The sequence below is a fragment of the Natrinema salinisoli genome, from assembly GCF_020405205.1.
GTDB lineage: Archaea > Halobacteriota > Halobacteria > Halobacteriales > Natrialbaceae > Natrinema > Natrinema salinisoli.
Genome location: NZ_CP084469.1, coordinates 902080 through 916702 on the forward strand (window position 1 = coordinate 902080; position 14623 = coordinate 916702).

General features: G+C 64.5%; 11 protein-coding genes. 4 read left to right on the forward strand and 7 right to left on the reverse strand.

Going from position 1 to position 14623, the window contains the following annotated elements:
- Both LDB05_RS04520 and LDB05_RS04525 read right to left on the reverse strand, forming a co-directional pair.
- The gene (locus tag LDB05_RS04520; RefSeq protein WP_226006737.1) at positions 1-447 is read right to left on the reverse strand and encodes a response regulator; all 447 of its coding nucleotides are present in this window, start codon (positions 445-447) and stop codon (positions 1-3) included.
- A gap of 105 nt (positions 448-552) precedes the next feature.
- On the reverse strand, positions 553-2184 hold the full coding sequence (locus tag LDB05_RS04525) for a DUF790 family protein (protein WP_226006738.1): 1632 nt from the start codon (positions 2182-2184) through the stop codon (positions 553-555).
- 318 nt (positions 2185-2502) lie between these two features.
- On the opposite strand from LDB05_RS04525, the gene LDB05_RS04530 reads away from it, so the two are divergent.
- Positions 2503-3873: an APC family permease gene (locus tag LDB05_RS04530; protein ID WP_226006739.1), complete on the forward strand. Its 1371-nt coding sequence runs from the start codon at positions 2503-2505 to the stop codon at positions 3871-3873.
- A 21-nt stretch (positions 3874-3894) separates the two neighbouring features.
- Here LDB05_RS04530 and LDB05_RS04535 read toward each other — a convergent pair whose 3' ends face one another.
- The 3 genes from LDB05_RS04535 to LDB05_RS04545 all read right to left on the reverse strand — a co-directional run bounded on the left by LDB05_RS04535 (position 3895) and on the right by LDB05_RS04545 (position 7653).
- Positions 3895-4830 carry a diacylglycerol/lipid kinase family protein gene (locus tag LDB05_RS04535; RefSeq protein ID WP_226006740.1) on the reverse strand — a complete coding sequence of 312 codons (936 nt, stop codon included), beginning with the start codon at positions 4828-4830 and terminating at the stop codon, positions 3895-3897.
- 340 nt (positions 4831-5170) lie between these two features.
- Positions 5171-5908: a sugar phosphate isomerase/epimerase family protein gene (locus LDB05_RS04540; protein WP_226006741.1), complete on the reverse strand. Its 738-nt coding sequence runs from the start codon at positions 5906-5908 to the stop codon at positions 5171-5173.
- 284 nt (positions 5909-6192) lie between these two features.
- A complete protein-coding gene (locus LDB05_RS04545; protein WP_226006742.1) occupies positions 6193-7653 on the reverse strand; it encodes a DEAD/DEAH box helicase family protein in 1461 nt (486 codons plus the stop codon).
- A gap of 130 nt (positions 7654-7783) precedes the next feature.
- On the opposite strand from LDB05_RS04545, the gene LDB05_RS04550 reads away from it, so the two are divergent.
- The 3 genes from LDB05_RS04550 to dnaJ all read left to right on the forward strand — a co-directional run bounded on the left by LDB05_RS04550 (position 7784) and on the right by dnaJ (position 12600).
- Positions 7784-8899 (forward strand): nucleotide exchange factor GrpE, encoded by a 1116-nt coding sequence (locus tag LDB05_RS04550; RefSeq protein WP_226006743.1) that lies wholly within the window; start codon positions 7784-7786, stop codon positions 8897-8899.
- 256 nt (positions 8900-9155) lie between these two features.
- Complete coding sequence (dnaK, locus tag LDB05_RS04555) at positions 9156-11090, forward strand: molecular chaperone DnaK (RefSeq protein WP_226006744.1); 1935 nt, start codon at positions 9156-9158, stop codon at positions 11088-11090.
- Positions 11091-11415: 325 nt separating this feature from the next.
- Positions 11416-12600: a molecular chaperone DnaJ gene (dnaJ, locus tag LDB05_RS04560; RefSeq protein ID WP_226006745.1), complete on the forward strand. Its 1185-nt coding sequence runs from the start codon at positions 11416-11418 to the stop codon at positions 12598-12600.
- A 770-nt stretch (positions 12601-13370) separates the two neighbouring features.
- Here dnaJ and LDB05_RS04565 read toward each other — a convergent pair.
- Both LDB05_RS04565 and LDB05_RS04570 read right to left on the reverse strand, forming a co-directional pair.
- Positions 13371-14000, reverse strand: coding sequence for a peptide-methionine (S)-S-oxide reductase MsrA (locus tag LDB05_RS04565; RefSeq protein WP_425498602.1), 630 nt, complete (start codon positions 13998-14000; stop codon positions 13371-13373).
- A 220-nt stretch (positions 14001-14220) separates the two neighbouring features.
- Entirely contained in the window at positions 14221-14487 is a 267-nt protein-coding gene (locus tag LDB05_RS04570) for a hypothetical protein (protein ID WP_226006747.1), read from the reverse strand.
- Positions 14488-14623: the final 136 nt, after the last annotated feature.

Below are 14623 nucleotides of genomic sequence, written 5' to 3' on the forward strand. Positions count from 1 at the left end.
TTACGGTGAGAGCGGCGGCAGCGTCGCCTCGTCGATCCAGAACGCTTCGACCGCCCGACCGATATCGGCGAACTCGTCCGGATCGGTCGGCTTGGTGAGATAGGCGTTCGCGCACAGTTCGTAACTCTTGACGACGTCCTCGGTCGCCGCCGAACTCGTGAGGACGAGCACCGGCACCGACGGCAGTTTCGGATCGTCCCTGACCCCCTCGAGGACCTCGAACCCGCTCGTTTTCGGGAGGTTCAGGTCCAAAAGTATCAGGTCGGGGCCTATTTCGGTCGCCGCGCGCTCTCGAAGGAACTCGAGCGCGGCATCGCCGTCGGAGACCGTGTGAAACGTCGTCGCGAACCCGGCGGATTTGAAGGCTTCCTTTATGAGCCGGACGTCGCCGGGGTTGTCCTCGACGAGGAGGAGAGAGACGGGGTCGTTGGAGGAGGACTGGGGCACTACCCAATATCTGGGGCTTTACGTTCTTAAGAGTAAGTACAACGTACGTTGGTACCCAGTTCGTCGTCCGGTTACCCGGGCCGTGCCGGCCGTTCCCCGCATCGACTACTCCCGGTCGGCGAGAACACCGCCAGCCAGCCCGTCCCATTCGACTCGATAGCCGAGCCGGGAGAGTACCGCACTCGAGTCGGCGATATCGTACTCCTCGAGCACCGCCTCGGCCTCCGCGAGATCCATTCCCGGCTCGATCTCCTCGGCGAGCGATTCGATGACTGTCGGGCGAATCAGCGTCCGCCCGACCCGTTCGTGCTCGGGCGTGGCCGCGTCCGCGAGGGCGTCCGTGCTCACGCCGTGGGTCGCGGCGAGCGTCTCGAGCGAGATCACGGCCTCGTCCGGGCGTAACTCGTCGGGGAGTCGGGCCGCGCTCTCGGCAACCAGCTGGCGTTCGTACTCCCGAAGGACGTCGGCGACGTCTTTCACTCGAACCGTTTCCGAGTAGGGAATCGCCCGGTGGTCGCGGGCCGCGATCTCCTCGCCGACGCCCAGCGATTCGTCGACGGCGACGAGCATGTCGACGTCCTCGAGGTCGCCGAGCTGGGAGAGCTTCTTCGCGACGTACTCGGGCGTCCAAAAGCCCATGATCTCGAAGTAGAGGCGGAAGTCGCCGTGACCGTCCGCTCCCGAGTCGCTACGGGCGGTTCCGGTCGGATCGTACTCGAAGGCGAAATCCGGGATCATCACCCGCGTTCCCGTCGCGAGGGGCTCCGGTTCGCGGACGAGGGTCCAGTCGAGGTCCAGATTCGAGAACCGGGCGGCGAAATCGGCTTCGACGCTGCTATCGAACGTCACGTCCGCGATCGGCTCGGCGTCGGGGACTCGAATCGGATCCTCGTCGGAGAGCGAGAGCGTGCGTTCGGTCCCCCGATCGTCGATCGTCGCCTCGAGAGACCACCGCTCGCTCTTCGCGACGGTCCGCAACAGGCGCGCGAACCGCGTTCCGTACCGCCGGGTCGCCCGAAAGAGGCGCGACGGTCCGGTCACGACGACCTCGCGTTCGGAGACGGCCGACCTTCCGTCCGCGGACTCGGTGGACTCGCCGTCGAGTCGTCGAATCTCGTACATCAGTCGCAGGCGCTTGATCGTCGAAATCAGGGCCTTCGGATCGCTCGAGCGCACCCGAACCTCGGTCGCGTCGAACAGCGCCGTCTGTGCGAGCGAGAGGTTGTACTGGGCGATCAGCTCGTCTGGTTCCCAGCGCGGCTCGACCGCGGTCAGGATCTGCCGCTCCTCGAGGTCCGCGTAGAGGGCGGTCTCGAGTTCGTCCGCCGAGACGTCGAGCGAGTCACTCGCCCGAACGAGCGCCGTCGTGCGTTCGTCTTCTGTGACGACGCCGACCGCTTCGGCCGCCTCGAATGCGGCTCTGCGGGCCCGTTCGGGCTCGATCTCGGCATCCGTCTCGAAGGTCGCCTCCCGCTCGAGGAGCGCCGAGAGGCCGCGCACGAGTTTGAAATCGTCGACCTCTCGCTCTCGCGGTGACCCGCTCGAGGTATCCGGGACGGCCTGCGTCCCGCGTTCGAGCGCAGTGAGCGCGGCCTCGAGCTCCGCGCGCGATTCGCCGACGTGACCCTGATAGGTGCCGATCACGCGAGCGGCGAGCGGGCGGTGCTCGCGGTCGGCGAACTGGGGATGGTAGCCGCCCCCGGCTCGCGAGACGCGGAGCAGGTTCTTCGTCAGCATCCACTCTCACTCGGCGCGTCGGGGTCAAAAGTCGCCCGGACGCGTCGATCCGCGACCGGAACGGCGGACAGTCGGATAACTCACGACGGGTGCGCCTGTCAGGCGCACTCGAAGCTGAACTGCTCGACGGCCAGTACGTTGCCGCCAGCGTCCTGAACCTCGAACCGCAACTTACCGGTGGGAGGTGTCGGATCGACGGCCTGAGTCCGTCTCGTCTACCGCGCTCCCCGTTCGAACGAGTCAGCGACCAGGGACCCGCTCGCGCCCGTTGCAATTGCACGCGATACTATTAGCCGCGGGAACGGCCTACGACCGATCATGGGCGACGGCAGCTTCGGCCTCACCGAAGCCGTATCGATGGCACTCGGTGGAATGATCGGCGGTGGAATCTACGCCGTCCTCGGCGTCGTGACCGGAATCGCGCGCGCCGCGACGTGGTTCGCGTTCCTCCTCGCCGGCATCTTCGCTATTTGCGCTGCCTATTCCTACGTCGGGTTGAACGAACTTGCGACGGACGACGGCGACGACGATAGCGGCGGCGGATCGGTGACGTTCGTCCAGTCGTTTACCGGCAACTCGACGCTGGCCGGGATGATCGGTTGGACGCTGCTGTTCGGGTACGTCGGATCGATGGCGATGTACGCCTTCGCGTTCGCGGAATTCACCATCTCACTTCCGGGGGTCCCGTCGTCGATCGGCGGGCTCCCGCTGCGGCCGGGTATCTCCGTCCTCGTGATCGCCGGGTTCGTCGGGCTGAACCTGCTCGGCACCCGTGCGACCGGCTCGGCGGAGAACGTCCTCACCTCAGTGAAGGTCCTCGTCCTCGTCGCCTTCGGCCTCGCGGGGGTCGTCTATGCACTGTTCGTCTCGTCCGAATCCGTCGCGTTCGGAACGTCCAGGCTCACGTCGTTCAGCCCGATCATGGCGGCCGCCGTCTCGTTCGTGGCCTTCCAGGGGTGGCAGTTGCTGTTCTACGATCAGGAGAGTATCGCCGACCCGCTCGAGACGATCCCGAAGGCGATCTACCTCTCCATCCCGGTTGCGGTGGTGATCTACATGCTGGTGGCGCTGGTGACCTACAACCTCGCGCCGAGTGCCATTCAGCACAACCCCCACACCGCGCTGGTCAACGCCGCCTCGACGATCGGTGGCGCGGTCGGGCTGGCGAGTGCGGCTGGGATCGTCATCTCGCTGTCGGCGCTGTTCTCGACGGGGAGCGCGATCAACGCGACGCTGTTCTCGGCGGGGTACTTCGCCAAGGGAATGCTCACCGACGATCTGTTGCCCGACCGCGCGGGCGACGCGAGCGTCAGCGGCGTCCCCACTCGCACGCTTCTCATCCTGGGGGTCGTGACGGCGGCGTTCACCGCCTACGGGAGCCTCTCGGCGATCACCGCGTTCGCCTCGCTCTCCTTTATCATCGTTTTCGGTGCGATGTGCGCGCTCGCGCTCGGCCAGCGGGACACCGACCGGATCGCCGCGGCCCCGCCGGCCGTCGGCGCGCTCGGCGGCGGACTCTCGTTCGTCCTCATGTTCTATCACCTCTACACCGCCGAACGAGGGACGTTCTACGCCGTGTTGCTCATCGCGGTCGCGGTGTTCGCGGCGGAACTGCTCTACTTCGAGCGCGACGTCCTCGAGGAGGAGATCCCGTACGTCGATCACGACGCCGAGACCGCCGCCGATTGAGCGGGCGAGCGGCGCGAATCCTCACGCTCGCGTCGCGTACTCCGCCCCCACGCAGACCCGGAGCGCTCGCGGTCGAACGCCGATTTCGACTCGATCGTACTCCCGGCGCTCGCCGTCGAGGCTAAACTGCACCGGCTCGCCCTCGAGGGCGACGACCTCGAGTGCGGACGTCTCGATCGTCGTGACGTGGGGTGTCTCCCGGTCGAAGAACCGTCGTTCGACGGCCTCGGCTATCGCGTCCGTCGGCGGAACTCGATCGACGACCGTCACCTCGAGGCGGCCGTCTTCAGCGTTCGACGGTTCGTTTTCGGCGACGAACCGACGGAGCGTGCCGATCAGCAGACACAGCGCTTCGCCCCGCCATGCGTGATCCTCGTCGCCCGCGCCGGCGTCGACCGCGACCTCGAGGCCGTCGAACTCCCGGGCCGTCTGCAGGCCTTCGATCACGAACGCGAACGTACCGAGCCGTTCCTTGAGATTGCCGGAGGTGGCCGTACTCGCTACCGCCGGGAGCCCCGCGATGGCCGACAGCACGAACGGTTCGCCGTCGGCCGTCCCCAGATCGAGTCGCTTCGTCTCGCCCAGCATCGCGGCCGTGAACCCCTCCTCGAGGCCGTCGATTCCCAGCGCCGACGCGGCGATGTTCGCCGTTCCCGCCGGGACGATACAGAGGGTCACGTCCTCGAGCGCGTCGACCGCGACGAGCCCCCGGACGACTTCGTGGACGGTTCCGTCCCCGCCGCAGGCCGCGAGCTGGTCGACGCCGTCGACCGCGGCCTGCCTCGCGAGGTCGACCGCGTGGCCCGCGCGTTCGGTCTCGACTGTCCGAAAGCCGTAGTCTGCGGCCAGCCGACGAACTCGTTCGACGTGATCCTCGTCCCCGCTCGTCGGATTGAGGATCAGTCGACGTGCGTTCTCGCCCGGCCCGTCTCCCGGATTCGCGTCGCCACCAGTCATCAGGGGATCGAACGAGGCGGATTCCCAAGTACACCGGGCCGGACGTGGCCGGGTGCCGACTCTCGGTCGCGTCGATTGCCACGAGTTTTCGAATCCATCTCCTCCCACCTTCACCGTCGATCTGTTGTAGCGCCATCGCTCGAGGATGTCGGCGATTGCAGGGTAAAACGGCGACTAACACGTGCAATCCGTCGCGGTGATCCCTCGGCGGGTTCGAGAGCGGTCGTACAGACGCCTTCGCCGCCTTTCGCTATCAGATCACTGTGCGCTACGGCAATCCGGACCATCTGCCGAAGACGACCACAGCCACCGCCACTGCTCTGAGCCGGCAGGCGACGAGTCAGTCCCGGAGCGTTTCGAGCACCCCCGCGCCGTGTTCGAGCGAAGCGGCGGAATCCGCCGGGTCGTCGTGCTCGTAGACGAGCCACTCGGCACCAGAACCGCGAGCGGCCGCGGCGCACGCGTCGATATCCACCTCACCGTCGCCGAGCTCGACCGGCCGGCCGTCGGCCACGTCTTTGAGGTGAACGAGCGGGACGCGCCCCTCGAGTCGTTCGAGCAGCGCGACGGGATCGTGCCCCGCGGCAGCCGTCCATCCGACGTCGAGTTCGATCAGCAGGGCGTCGTCGGTTTCGTCGATCAGCAACTCGAACGCGCTCCGATCGTCGTCGGGGAGGTCGACGAACTCGTGATCGTGGTTGTGGTAGCCGAGTTCGAGGCCGCGGTCCGCGAGCCGGGCGGCGAGGTCCGAAAGTCGGGTCGCCGTTTCCCGGATGTCCTGTGCGGTTTCGAAGTGGCCCTCGTCGAGGTACGGAACGACGACGCGCTCGCAGTCGAGTGCGTCACACGTATCACACACGTCGTCGAGATCGTCCTCGAGCGCGTCGATTCCGACGTGGGCGCTCGCAGCGTCCAGTCCGACAGTCTCGAGCACGTCGGCGGCTTCCCGCGGCGACGTCTCCCCGAACCCGGCGAATTCGACGCCGTCGAACGCGGTCTCGCCGACGCGACGGAGGTGCGTCGGTACCCCACCGTCGAGGTCGCGTAGCGTATACAACTGAATCGCGGTTCGTACCATCTCCGCGGTGCTACGATGCGCGGGCAGAAATTCCCTTCTTCCTCGAGATCGCGCCTCGTCGGTGATCGCGTGGTCGGGAACCCGGGACTGCATCGACCGATCCGTCGACCAGCCGAACGGCGGCGCTTCACGTTCGCGTAGTAGTACCGATGGCGTCTCCGTAGTTTTCGGCCGTCCACTCCCCCCGTCTGCTGTGGTGGATCGTCGCGGCTCTCGGCCGAGCACTCGAGGTCGCAGTCGACCCAGAATACGTCTACTATTCGTCGGACTGCGCCCCCAGTGGATTAGTCACGACGACGACCCGCGATCCGTTCCTCGCTGGTATCGTCGGATATGACCTCGTAGAGAATCGCTCGCCCGCCGTCCGCTTTCGGACGGAGGATCCGCCCGAGTCGCTGGACGAACTCCCGTTCGCTGCCGCTGCCGGACAACACTACTGCGACGGACGCGTCGGGGACGTCGACCCCCTCGTCGAGGACGTTCGAGGTCGCGATCCGGGTGTAGGTCCCCTCCCGGAACCGCTCCAAGATCTCCCGTCGCTCCGCGGCACCGGTCTGGTGTGTGATCGTCGGGATCAGGAATCGCTCGCTGACGTCGTACGCGAGGTCGTTGTGGGCGGTGAACACGATCGTGCGCTCGCCCCGGTGATCGTCCAGAATCTCCGCGAGGGCCTCGAGTTTGGCCTCGCTGCCGAACATGATCTCTCGAGCCCGCTGGCGTGCGAGCAGGGCCTTGCGCGCTTCGGGATCGGTGCCGGAGCGCTTGACGAGTTCCTGATAGTCCGAGCCGCTTCGCATGTCGATGGTCGACTTTGCGAGGTAGTCCGTGAAGACCTCCTGATTCCGCTCGTATTCCTCGCGCTCGTCGGGGGTGAGCGGGACCGCGAGTCGCTTGACGTCGTAGTTCGCGAGGTGGTCACCGGCGAGTTCGTCCACGTCGACGCGGTGGACGAGCGGTCCGACGACGTCTTTGATGACCTCGTGTGCGCCGTCGGGTCGCTCGAATGTGGCCGTCAGGCCGAGTCGCGCGGGGGCGGCCAACAGCCGCGCGATCTCCCGATACCCCTCGCCGCCGAGGTGATGGGCCTCGTCGAAGACGACGAACCCGAATCGGTCGCCCACCGAATCGGCTTTCAGGTACGCAGAGTCGTACGTCGAAACCGTGATCGGCTCGAGTCGCTGCTCGCCCCCGCCGAATCGACCGATCGGACTCCCGAACTCCCGTTCGAGTTCCCGCACCCACTGCTCGAGCAGATCGATGGTCGGAACGACGACGAGCGTCGGCACCGAGAGCCGTTCGATCGCCTTCAGGGCGATGACCGTTTTCCCGCTCCCGGTCGGCAGTTCGAGGACACCGGCGGGCGCTCCGGGGACCGTCTCGAGGCCCGTTTCGGCCCAGCGGTCGGTTTCGAGCCAGGCCTCGAGTGCCGTTTCCTGATAGTCGCGGAGTTCGTACGCCGAGTGGAGGTCCGAGACGGACGCGAGATCGAGGACGCGATCGTCGACTCCCGCGTCCGTTCGCGCCAGCGCCGCTCGGAGGTCGGCGTATCTGCCAGCTGGGACCCGCCAACAGCCCGTCCGCTGATCGGACTCGAAGTCGGGAACGGCCGTCCGGATCGACGAGGGGGACACTGACGACTCCTCGAGGCCGTCGATTCGGATCGTGCCGTCCTCGTACCGGAGTTCGATCACGGTCGGTTCGGCTGCACTCCGCGTCACAGAACACAATCGGGGAAGAGCGTACATATACGGTCGGGTGTTCGACCCCCTCGAAATCGCTGTCGTCCTACGCACGTTACCAGCGACTCCATTTCGGTTCGCCGCCGACGAGCCGGGTACCTCAACCCTTTTATTACCGGTGTTCGTTGACTGGGACATGAGCGAAGACGAGGGCACGAATTCGTCCGCCCAGGGTGTCCCGTCCGAGGAGGAATCCGACGACGGTGAGACGGCCGACGTGGAGTCTGGGGCGTCGTCGGATGGGGAAGCGGAACCGACTCCCGACTCGGAATCGGACCCTGCGGCTGCAGACGCCGACTCGAGTGGCGAAGCGACCGACAGTGAGATCGACGCAGCCGCCGGGACCGAGACAAGTACGGACGCGGACGACGCGTCCGCGGACGGACCCGAGACGAGCACGGACGTCCAGGAAATCCTCGATCAGGCGTCCGAGTACGACGAGGACCTCGCGCGCAAGGTCAAGGCCATCGTCGAAGAGGCTCGCGATCTCAACGGAACCGTCAAACACCAGCGCGAGGAACTCGAGGATCTCACCGAACGGATCGACTCCCAGGCCGAGACCATCGGCGAGTTACAGGACGAACTCGAGTCGTCCGAGGAAGAAATCGAGGATTTGAAGAGTCGACTGAAGCGCAAGCAAGCCGACTTCCAGAACTACAAGAAACGAGCGAAAAAGCGCCAACAGCAGATCAAAGACCGCGCCGCCGAAGACCTCGTCGAGCGGCTCATCGGCGTCCGCGACAACCTCAAGCGCGCGCTCGAGGAGGACAGCGGCGACGCGGAGAGCCTCCGGGACGGCGTCGAGATGACGCTGCGCGAGTTCGACCGCATCCTCGAGGACGAAAACGTCGCGGAGATCGATCCCGAGCCGGGGACGGACACCGATCCGCAGCGCCACGAGGTCATGATGCGAGTCGACAGCGATCAGCCCGAGGGGACCGTCGCCGACGTGTACACGCCCGGCTACGAGATGGGCGACAAGGTCATTCAGAACGCTCAGGTGACCGTTTCGAACGGGGAACTCGCTGACGACGGTGGCGACGCTGAGATAGTGGACGGGTCCGACGAGAAATCCAGCGACGGCGACGGTGCCGAGGCGGTCGATGGCGAGTCTTCGGACGCCGACGATTTAGCCGAGACTGAGAGCGAAGACGGTTCCGAACCCAACGACGGGGACGATGCAATCGAACTCGGCGGCGAAGTCGCCGCGGACGACAGCGACGATACGAGCGCCGACGCGGACGAGTCGTGAGCGAAGACGGCGCTGACTATCGTCACCACTGAAGCTAGTTACACACTACTCCAGTGTAGTCGTCCGATTCGGTGTACAGTGACTGTCAGTGGCTACTATATTTCTCGATCGATCGGGGCGCGCCGGCTGTTACAGCCGTTTTTACTGCGGCCAAAGTACGAACATTAGCGGTTTGAACCCACTCAGACGCGTTTAATTCGGACCCCGCTCGTTCCTAGTAACCTTTAAAACAAAGTGCGCACAATACCCGCCCACGATGGCCAGCAACAAGATTCTCGGAATCGACCTCGGGACGACGAACAGCGCGTTCGCGGTGATGGAAGGCGGCGACCCGGAAATCATCGTCAACGCGGAAGGCGAGCGAACGACGCCCTCCGTCGTCGCCTTTACCGACGACGAACGACTCGTCGGCAAACCGGCGAAGAACCAGGCGATCCAGAATCCGGAGAAGACGATCGCGTCGATCAAGCGCCATATCGGCGAAGAGGACTACACAGTAGAGATCGAGGGCGAGGAGTATACGCCCGAGGAGATCTCGGCGATGATCCTCCAGAAGATCAAACGCGACGCCGAGGACTACCTCGGCGACGACGTCGAGAAAGCCGTCATCACGGTCCCCGCGTACTTCTCCGATCGACAGCGCCAGGCGACCAAAGACGCCGGCGAGATCGCCGGCTTCGAGGTCGAACGAATCATCAACGAGCCGACGGCCGCGTCCATGGCCTACGGCCTCGAGGACGATCAGGATCAGACCGTCCTCGTCTACGACCTCGGTGGCGGCACCTTCGACGTCTCTATTCTCGATCTCGGCGGCGGCGTCTACGAAGTCGTCGCGACCAACGGTGACAACGACCTCGGTGGCGACGACTGGGACGAGGCGATCATCGACTGGCTCGCAGACGAGTTCGAGGACGAACACGGCATCGACCTGCGCGACGACCGGCAGGCCCTCCAGCGGCTCAAGGACGCCGCCGAGGAGGCCAAGATCGAACTCTCCTCGCGCAAGGAGACCGAAATCAACCTGCCCTTCATTACGGCGACCGACGACGGACCGATCCACCTCGAGGAGTCGATGACTCGCGCCAAGTTCGAGTCGCTCACGCAGGATCTGATCGACCGCACCGTCGAGCCGACCGAGCAGGCGCTCGAGGACGCGGGCTACGACGAGGACGAGATCGACGAAGTCCTGCTGGTCGGTGGCTCGACCCGGATGCCGCAGGTCGCGGAGAAGGTCGAGGAGCTGACCGGCAAGGAACCCCAGAAGAACGTCAACCCCGACGAGGCCGTCGCGCTGGGCGCAGCGATTCAGGGCGGCGTGCTCGGCGGCGAGGTCGACGACATCGTGCTGCTCGACGTGACGCCGCTCTCGCTCGGGATCGAGGTCAAGGGCGGCCTCTTCGAGCGACTCATCGAGAAGAATACGACGATTCCGACCGAGGAGTCGAAGATCTTCACGACCGCGGCGGACAACCAGACCACGGTACAGGTCCGGGTCTTCCAGGGTGAGCGCGAGCTGGCCGAAGAAAACGAGATGCTCGGCGAGTTCCACCTGACCGGCATCCCGCCGGCCCCCGCTGGAACCCCCCAGATCGAAGTCACGTTCTCGATCGACGAGAACGGCATCGTCAACGTCTCGGCCGAGGACAAAGGCAGCGGCACCACCGAGGAGATCACCATCGAGGGCGGTGCTGGCCTCTCCGACGAGCAGATCGAGAAGATGCAGCGCGAGGCCGAGAAACACGCCGAGGAGGACCAGCAAAAGCGCCAGCGTATCGAGGCCCGCAACACGGCGGAAGCCACGATCCAGCGCGCCGAAACGCTGCTCGAGGAGAACGACGAGCAGGTCGACGACGACCTCCGCGCCGACATCGAGGGCGCGATCGAGGACCTCGAGGAGACGATCGACGACGACGACGCCGACGCGGACGATATCGAGTCCGCAACCGAAGCCCTGAGCGAGGAGCTGCAGGAGATCGGCAAGCAGATCTACCAGGAAGCCGACGCCGGCGCTGCTGGCGGTGCCGCGGGTGGCGCAGCGGGCGCTGGCGGTGCCGCAGGCGCAGGTCCCGGCGGCATGGGCGGCGGCCCGAACCCCGGCCCCGAATCCGGCGCTGCCGGCGGAGAGGACGAGGAGTTCGTCGACGCGGACTTCGAGGACGTCGACTTCGACGACGACGAAGACGACGAGTAACGAGCCTTCATCAGTCCGTCAGACACAGTTTTATCTTCGCTGTTGACAAGGACGAGTTGTTTTCAGAGACTATTAGACGAACGAGGTGTATGTACCGGCGTTTCGAAACGTGAAGAGCGAAGGAAGACTTACCGCGAGCGAACGGAGTGAGCGAGCGGGCCAAGGAACCCTCGAAGCCGCGCCGTTGGCGCGGCTGAGGGGGTGACGCCGTGCTTTTGATCAACCTTTTGCCGAGCGACCGAGCGAATGCGAGGGAGCGTAGAGCAAAAGGTTATGCTGGAACGTTCGTTTCAAGTGTCTCAACCGAGTAACGGTGGAACAACCAATGAGCGAGGACTTCTACGATGTTCTCGGCGTGAGCTCCGACGCGTCTACCGAGGAGATCAAACAGGCGTATCGGTCGAAGGCAACCGAGTACCATCCGGACGTCAGCGACGACCCCGATGCCGAGGAGAAATTCAAGAAAATCCAGAAGGCGAAGCAGGTTCTGACCGACGAGGAGAAGCGCGAGGCCTACGATCAGATGGGCCACGAGCGCTACGAACAGGCCGAGAAGCACGGCTTCGATGCCAGCGAGTCCGGCGGTGCCGGCGGCATGGGCGGCGGCCCGTTCGGCGGCATGGGCGGTGGCGGAATGGGCGGCGGTGGCATGGGTGGCGGCGGCCTCGGCGACCTCTTCGAACAGGTCTTCGGCGGCGGTGGTGGCGGCGGTCGCGGCCGCCGTCGACCGCGCAAAGGCCGAGACCTTCGAACTGAACTCGAGATCGACCTCGAGGAGGCCTACGAGGGCGCGGAAAAGCAGTTCACTGTCGAGCGGCCGGAGGAGTGCGACGTCTGCGAGGGCGAGGGGCATCCGGCCGAGGCCGACGCGGAAACCTGTTCGCAGTGTCAGGGTCGCGGGCAGGTGACGCAAGTCCAGCAGACGCCCCTGGGCCGGGTCCAGCAGACGACCACCTGTCCCCGCTGTGAAGGCGAGGGGACGCTGTACTCCGAAACCTGCGACGAGTGTCGCGGCGAGGGCTACGTCCGCAACGAGGCGACGCTGACCGTCGAGGTGCCGGCCGGGATTCAGGAGGGCCAGACCCTCCGAATGGAAGGTGAGGGCGCGCCGAGCCCCGAAGGCGGCCCCCATGGCGACCTGCTGATCGACGTGTCGGTTCGGGAGCACGAGGAGTTCGAACGCGAGGGCGACGACCTGCGCTACCGGCTCCCGATTTCGTTCCCGCAGGCCACCTTCGGCGACACCGTCAACGTCCCCACGCTCGAGGGCGGTGCCGAGTTCGAGATCCCGGATGGCACCCAGAGCGGCGAGACGTTCCGCCTCGAGGGGAAGGGCATGCCGCGCCTGCGCGGCCGCGGACAGGGCGATCTCTACGTGAAAGTCCAGGTCGTCACCCCCGAGAGCCTCAACGAGGATCAGCGCGAGGCGCTCGAGGAGTTCGCGGAAGCCGGCGGCGACGAGATCGAAGTGAAGGAAGGCTTCTTCGAGAAGATCAAGCGGGCGTTCTAGGCCGGGGCATGTATCCGGTCCCGTTTCCCGGATTACAGTATTTAGCGGACGAACCCAGTATGGACCCGAGTCGCGAGGTTCGGTATCCGTTCGTTCGTTGGGGCAGCTGACCGCGAGTTGCTACGAGCCCGTAGCTAACTGTGGACTGTAGTGGCCACTGGAACCTCTCGACGCAACCGTGCGATTAGATGTGCGTTGACTTCCGGTGGCTACTATCGGTCTCTGCCGTCGGTACGAACACTGAGTTCGGCCGACGGCGGTGAGGAAATCATTACCGTGCCGGTTCGTACCGAGTGGTTCGGTTGCTCCAGAGACGTATCGTTGCTACGGAGAAACGCTGACGGGGAGGGCCAGCGTTGGCGCCCCCTGCCAATGGGTGTTCGGTGGGGGCGAGTGGTCCGAAACCGGTGGCAATATGGCAATTGACTTCGGTGGATCGATTCCGGATGGCGAGAGTCTGATGATGTCTCGGAGCGGATCTGAGAGCGACTATGCGATCAGGTCCGTCGTTTCTCGCCACTACACTCTCGGGTTCGTTGATATCTAACTCTGTTCCCCACATAGTGTGGTAACACGACTGTTATCGCCTCCGATTGCTGTAATGTACTCGGTGATATTCATCTCCGTTACGATACCGGTTACATAATCTTCTCGGATACGATACTGCCGTCTGTATAGGGATTCGTGTACCAACGACGATACCGGTGCCAAAACGACTCGCGTTCGAGGGCGTCGGAATAGTGATCTCCGTACGCCTTCTGCGAGCGGTTCTAACTCCTCTCTTCCTTTCGCTTCGGGTCACGTGACTGTTCGATGAACGGAACATCGACCTCGTGGCCTGCGACGTGGGCGTTCAGTTTCGCCGCTGCTGGGGACTCTCTGATCGCCTCGTTGTCGTAGTCCGCTTCGGCGAACGCATCGGTGATCCATCGTTTTCCGCGAAGGGAGAACTTCTGATGATAGTCTTCCGCGACGTGAAATCGGTCGAGCTCTTCGAGGCGCGTGGTGATTCTCTCCGGATCGAACTCGCTTTCGTCTAGATACGATCGCAACCGTCCGTGTTGCTCGGCCGTCTCGGTGAAGAGTATATTCTGGTACTGGCGTTTCCCGGGCTGCTGGTACGGGTCGTGTTCCTCGAACGCCCGATCGAGCAACTCGTCGAACGAGAGCTGCTCGGGATCGTACTCGAGTTGCACGACTTCGGAATGATCCCCGATGACCTCGTAGGAAGGGTCGGGCTTCGTCCCACCGGCGTACCCGACCCGCGTCCGCACGACACCGTCCATCGCACCGAACGTTGCGTCGGGGCCCCAGAAACAGCCGAGCCCGAACGTCGCTGTCGCTGTATTCGGCGGCACTTGCCTGTCGAACTCCGTGATTACTGTCGGGGTGAGCATTATTGGGATCCGCCGAGGTGTTGTCAGCGTACGTCGAGACTCGTGGTGCATTCAATTAACCTTGTCTCAGCACCCGGTTTTCTCGCTTCACGAATTCCAGCCCGTTCTAGACGATAATGCGGCCTGAGTACAACAGTGTAGTACAGAACGCGTCGATAGGTGACTACCGATCCGGACCCTAACATCTCGTCGGTCGTCGTTGCTCTCTTCGAATGGTAACTGACTACCCCTTCGTGCTCACCACGTCGATCCCGTCGTCCGTCGTGCGGACGTACAGGAGAATATCGTCGGGACCGCTATCGACCACGTCATCGAGTTCGGGCGCACATCCCATCAATCCGATCTCGCTGAATCCACACGCCTCACAGACCGCCCCGTCGGCCAGCGGTTCGTATCCGTCGTCGCGTTCGGTGGCCGGTAGGTAGCCGGTATCTTCGATCTGGTCGCCACACGCCGAACATTCCAACGTCGGTGTCGAGACGAGTTCCATGTGATACGCAAGGAGCACCGGGCACATAGAACGCTCGCCCGATAGCCGCGGGACGCGACCCTGTTGACTGGTATCCGTCCTCCGAGGAGAGTGTCACGGTATCATTCACCATGGATTATGGTCGGTGCGACCGAAG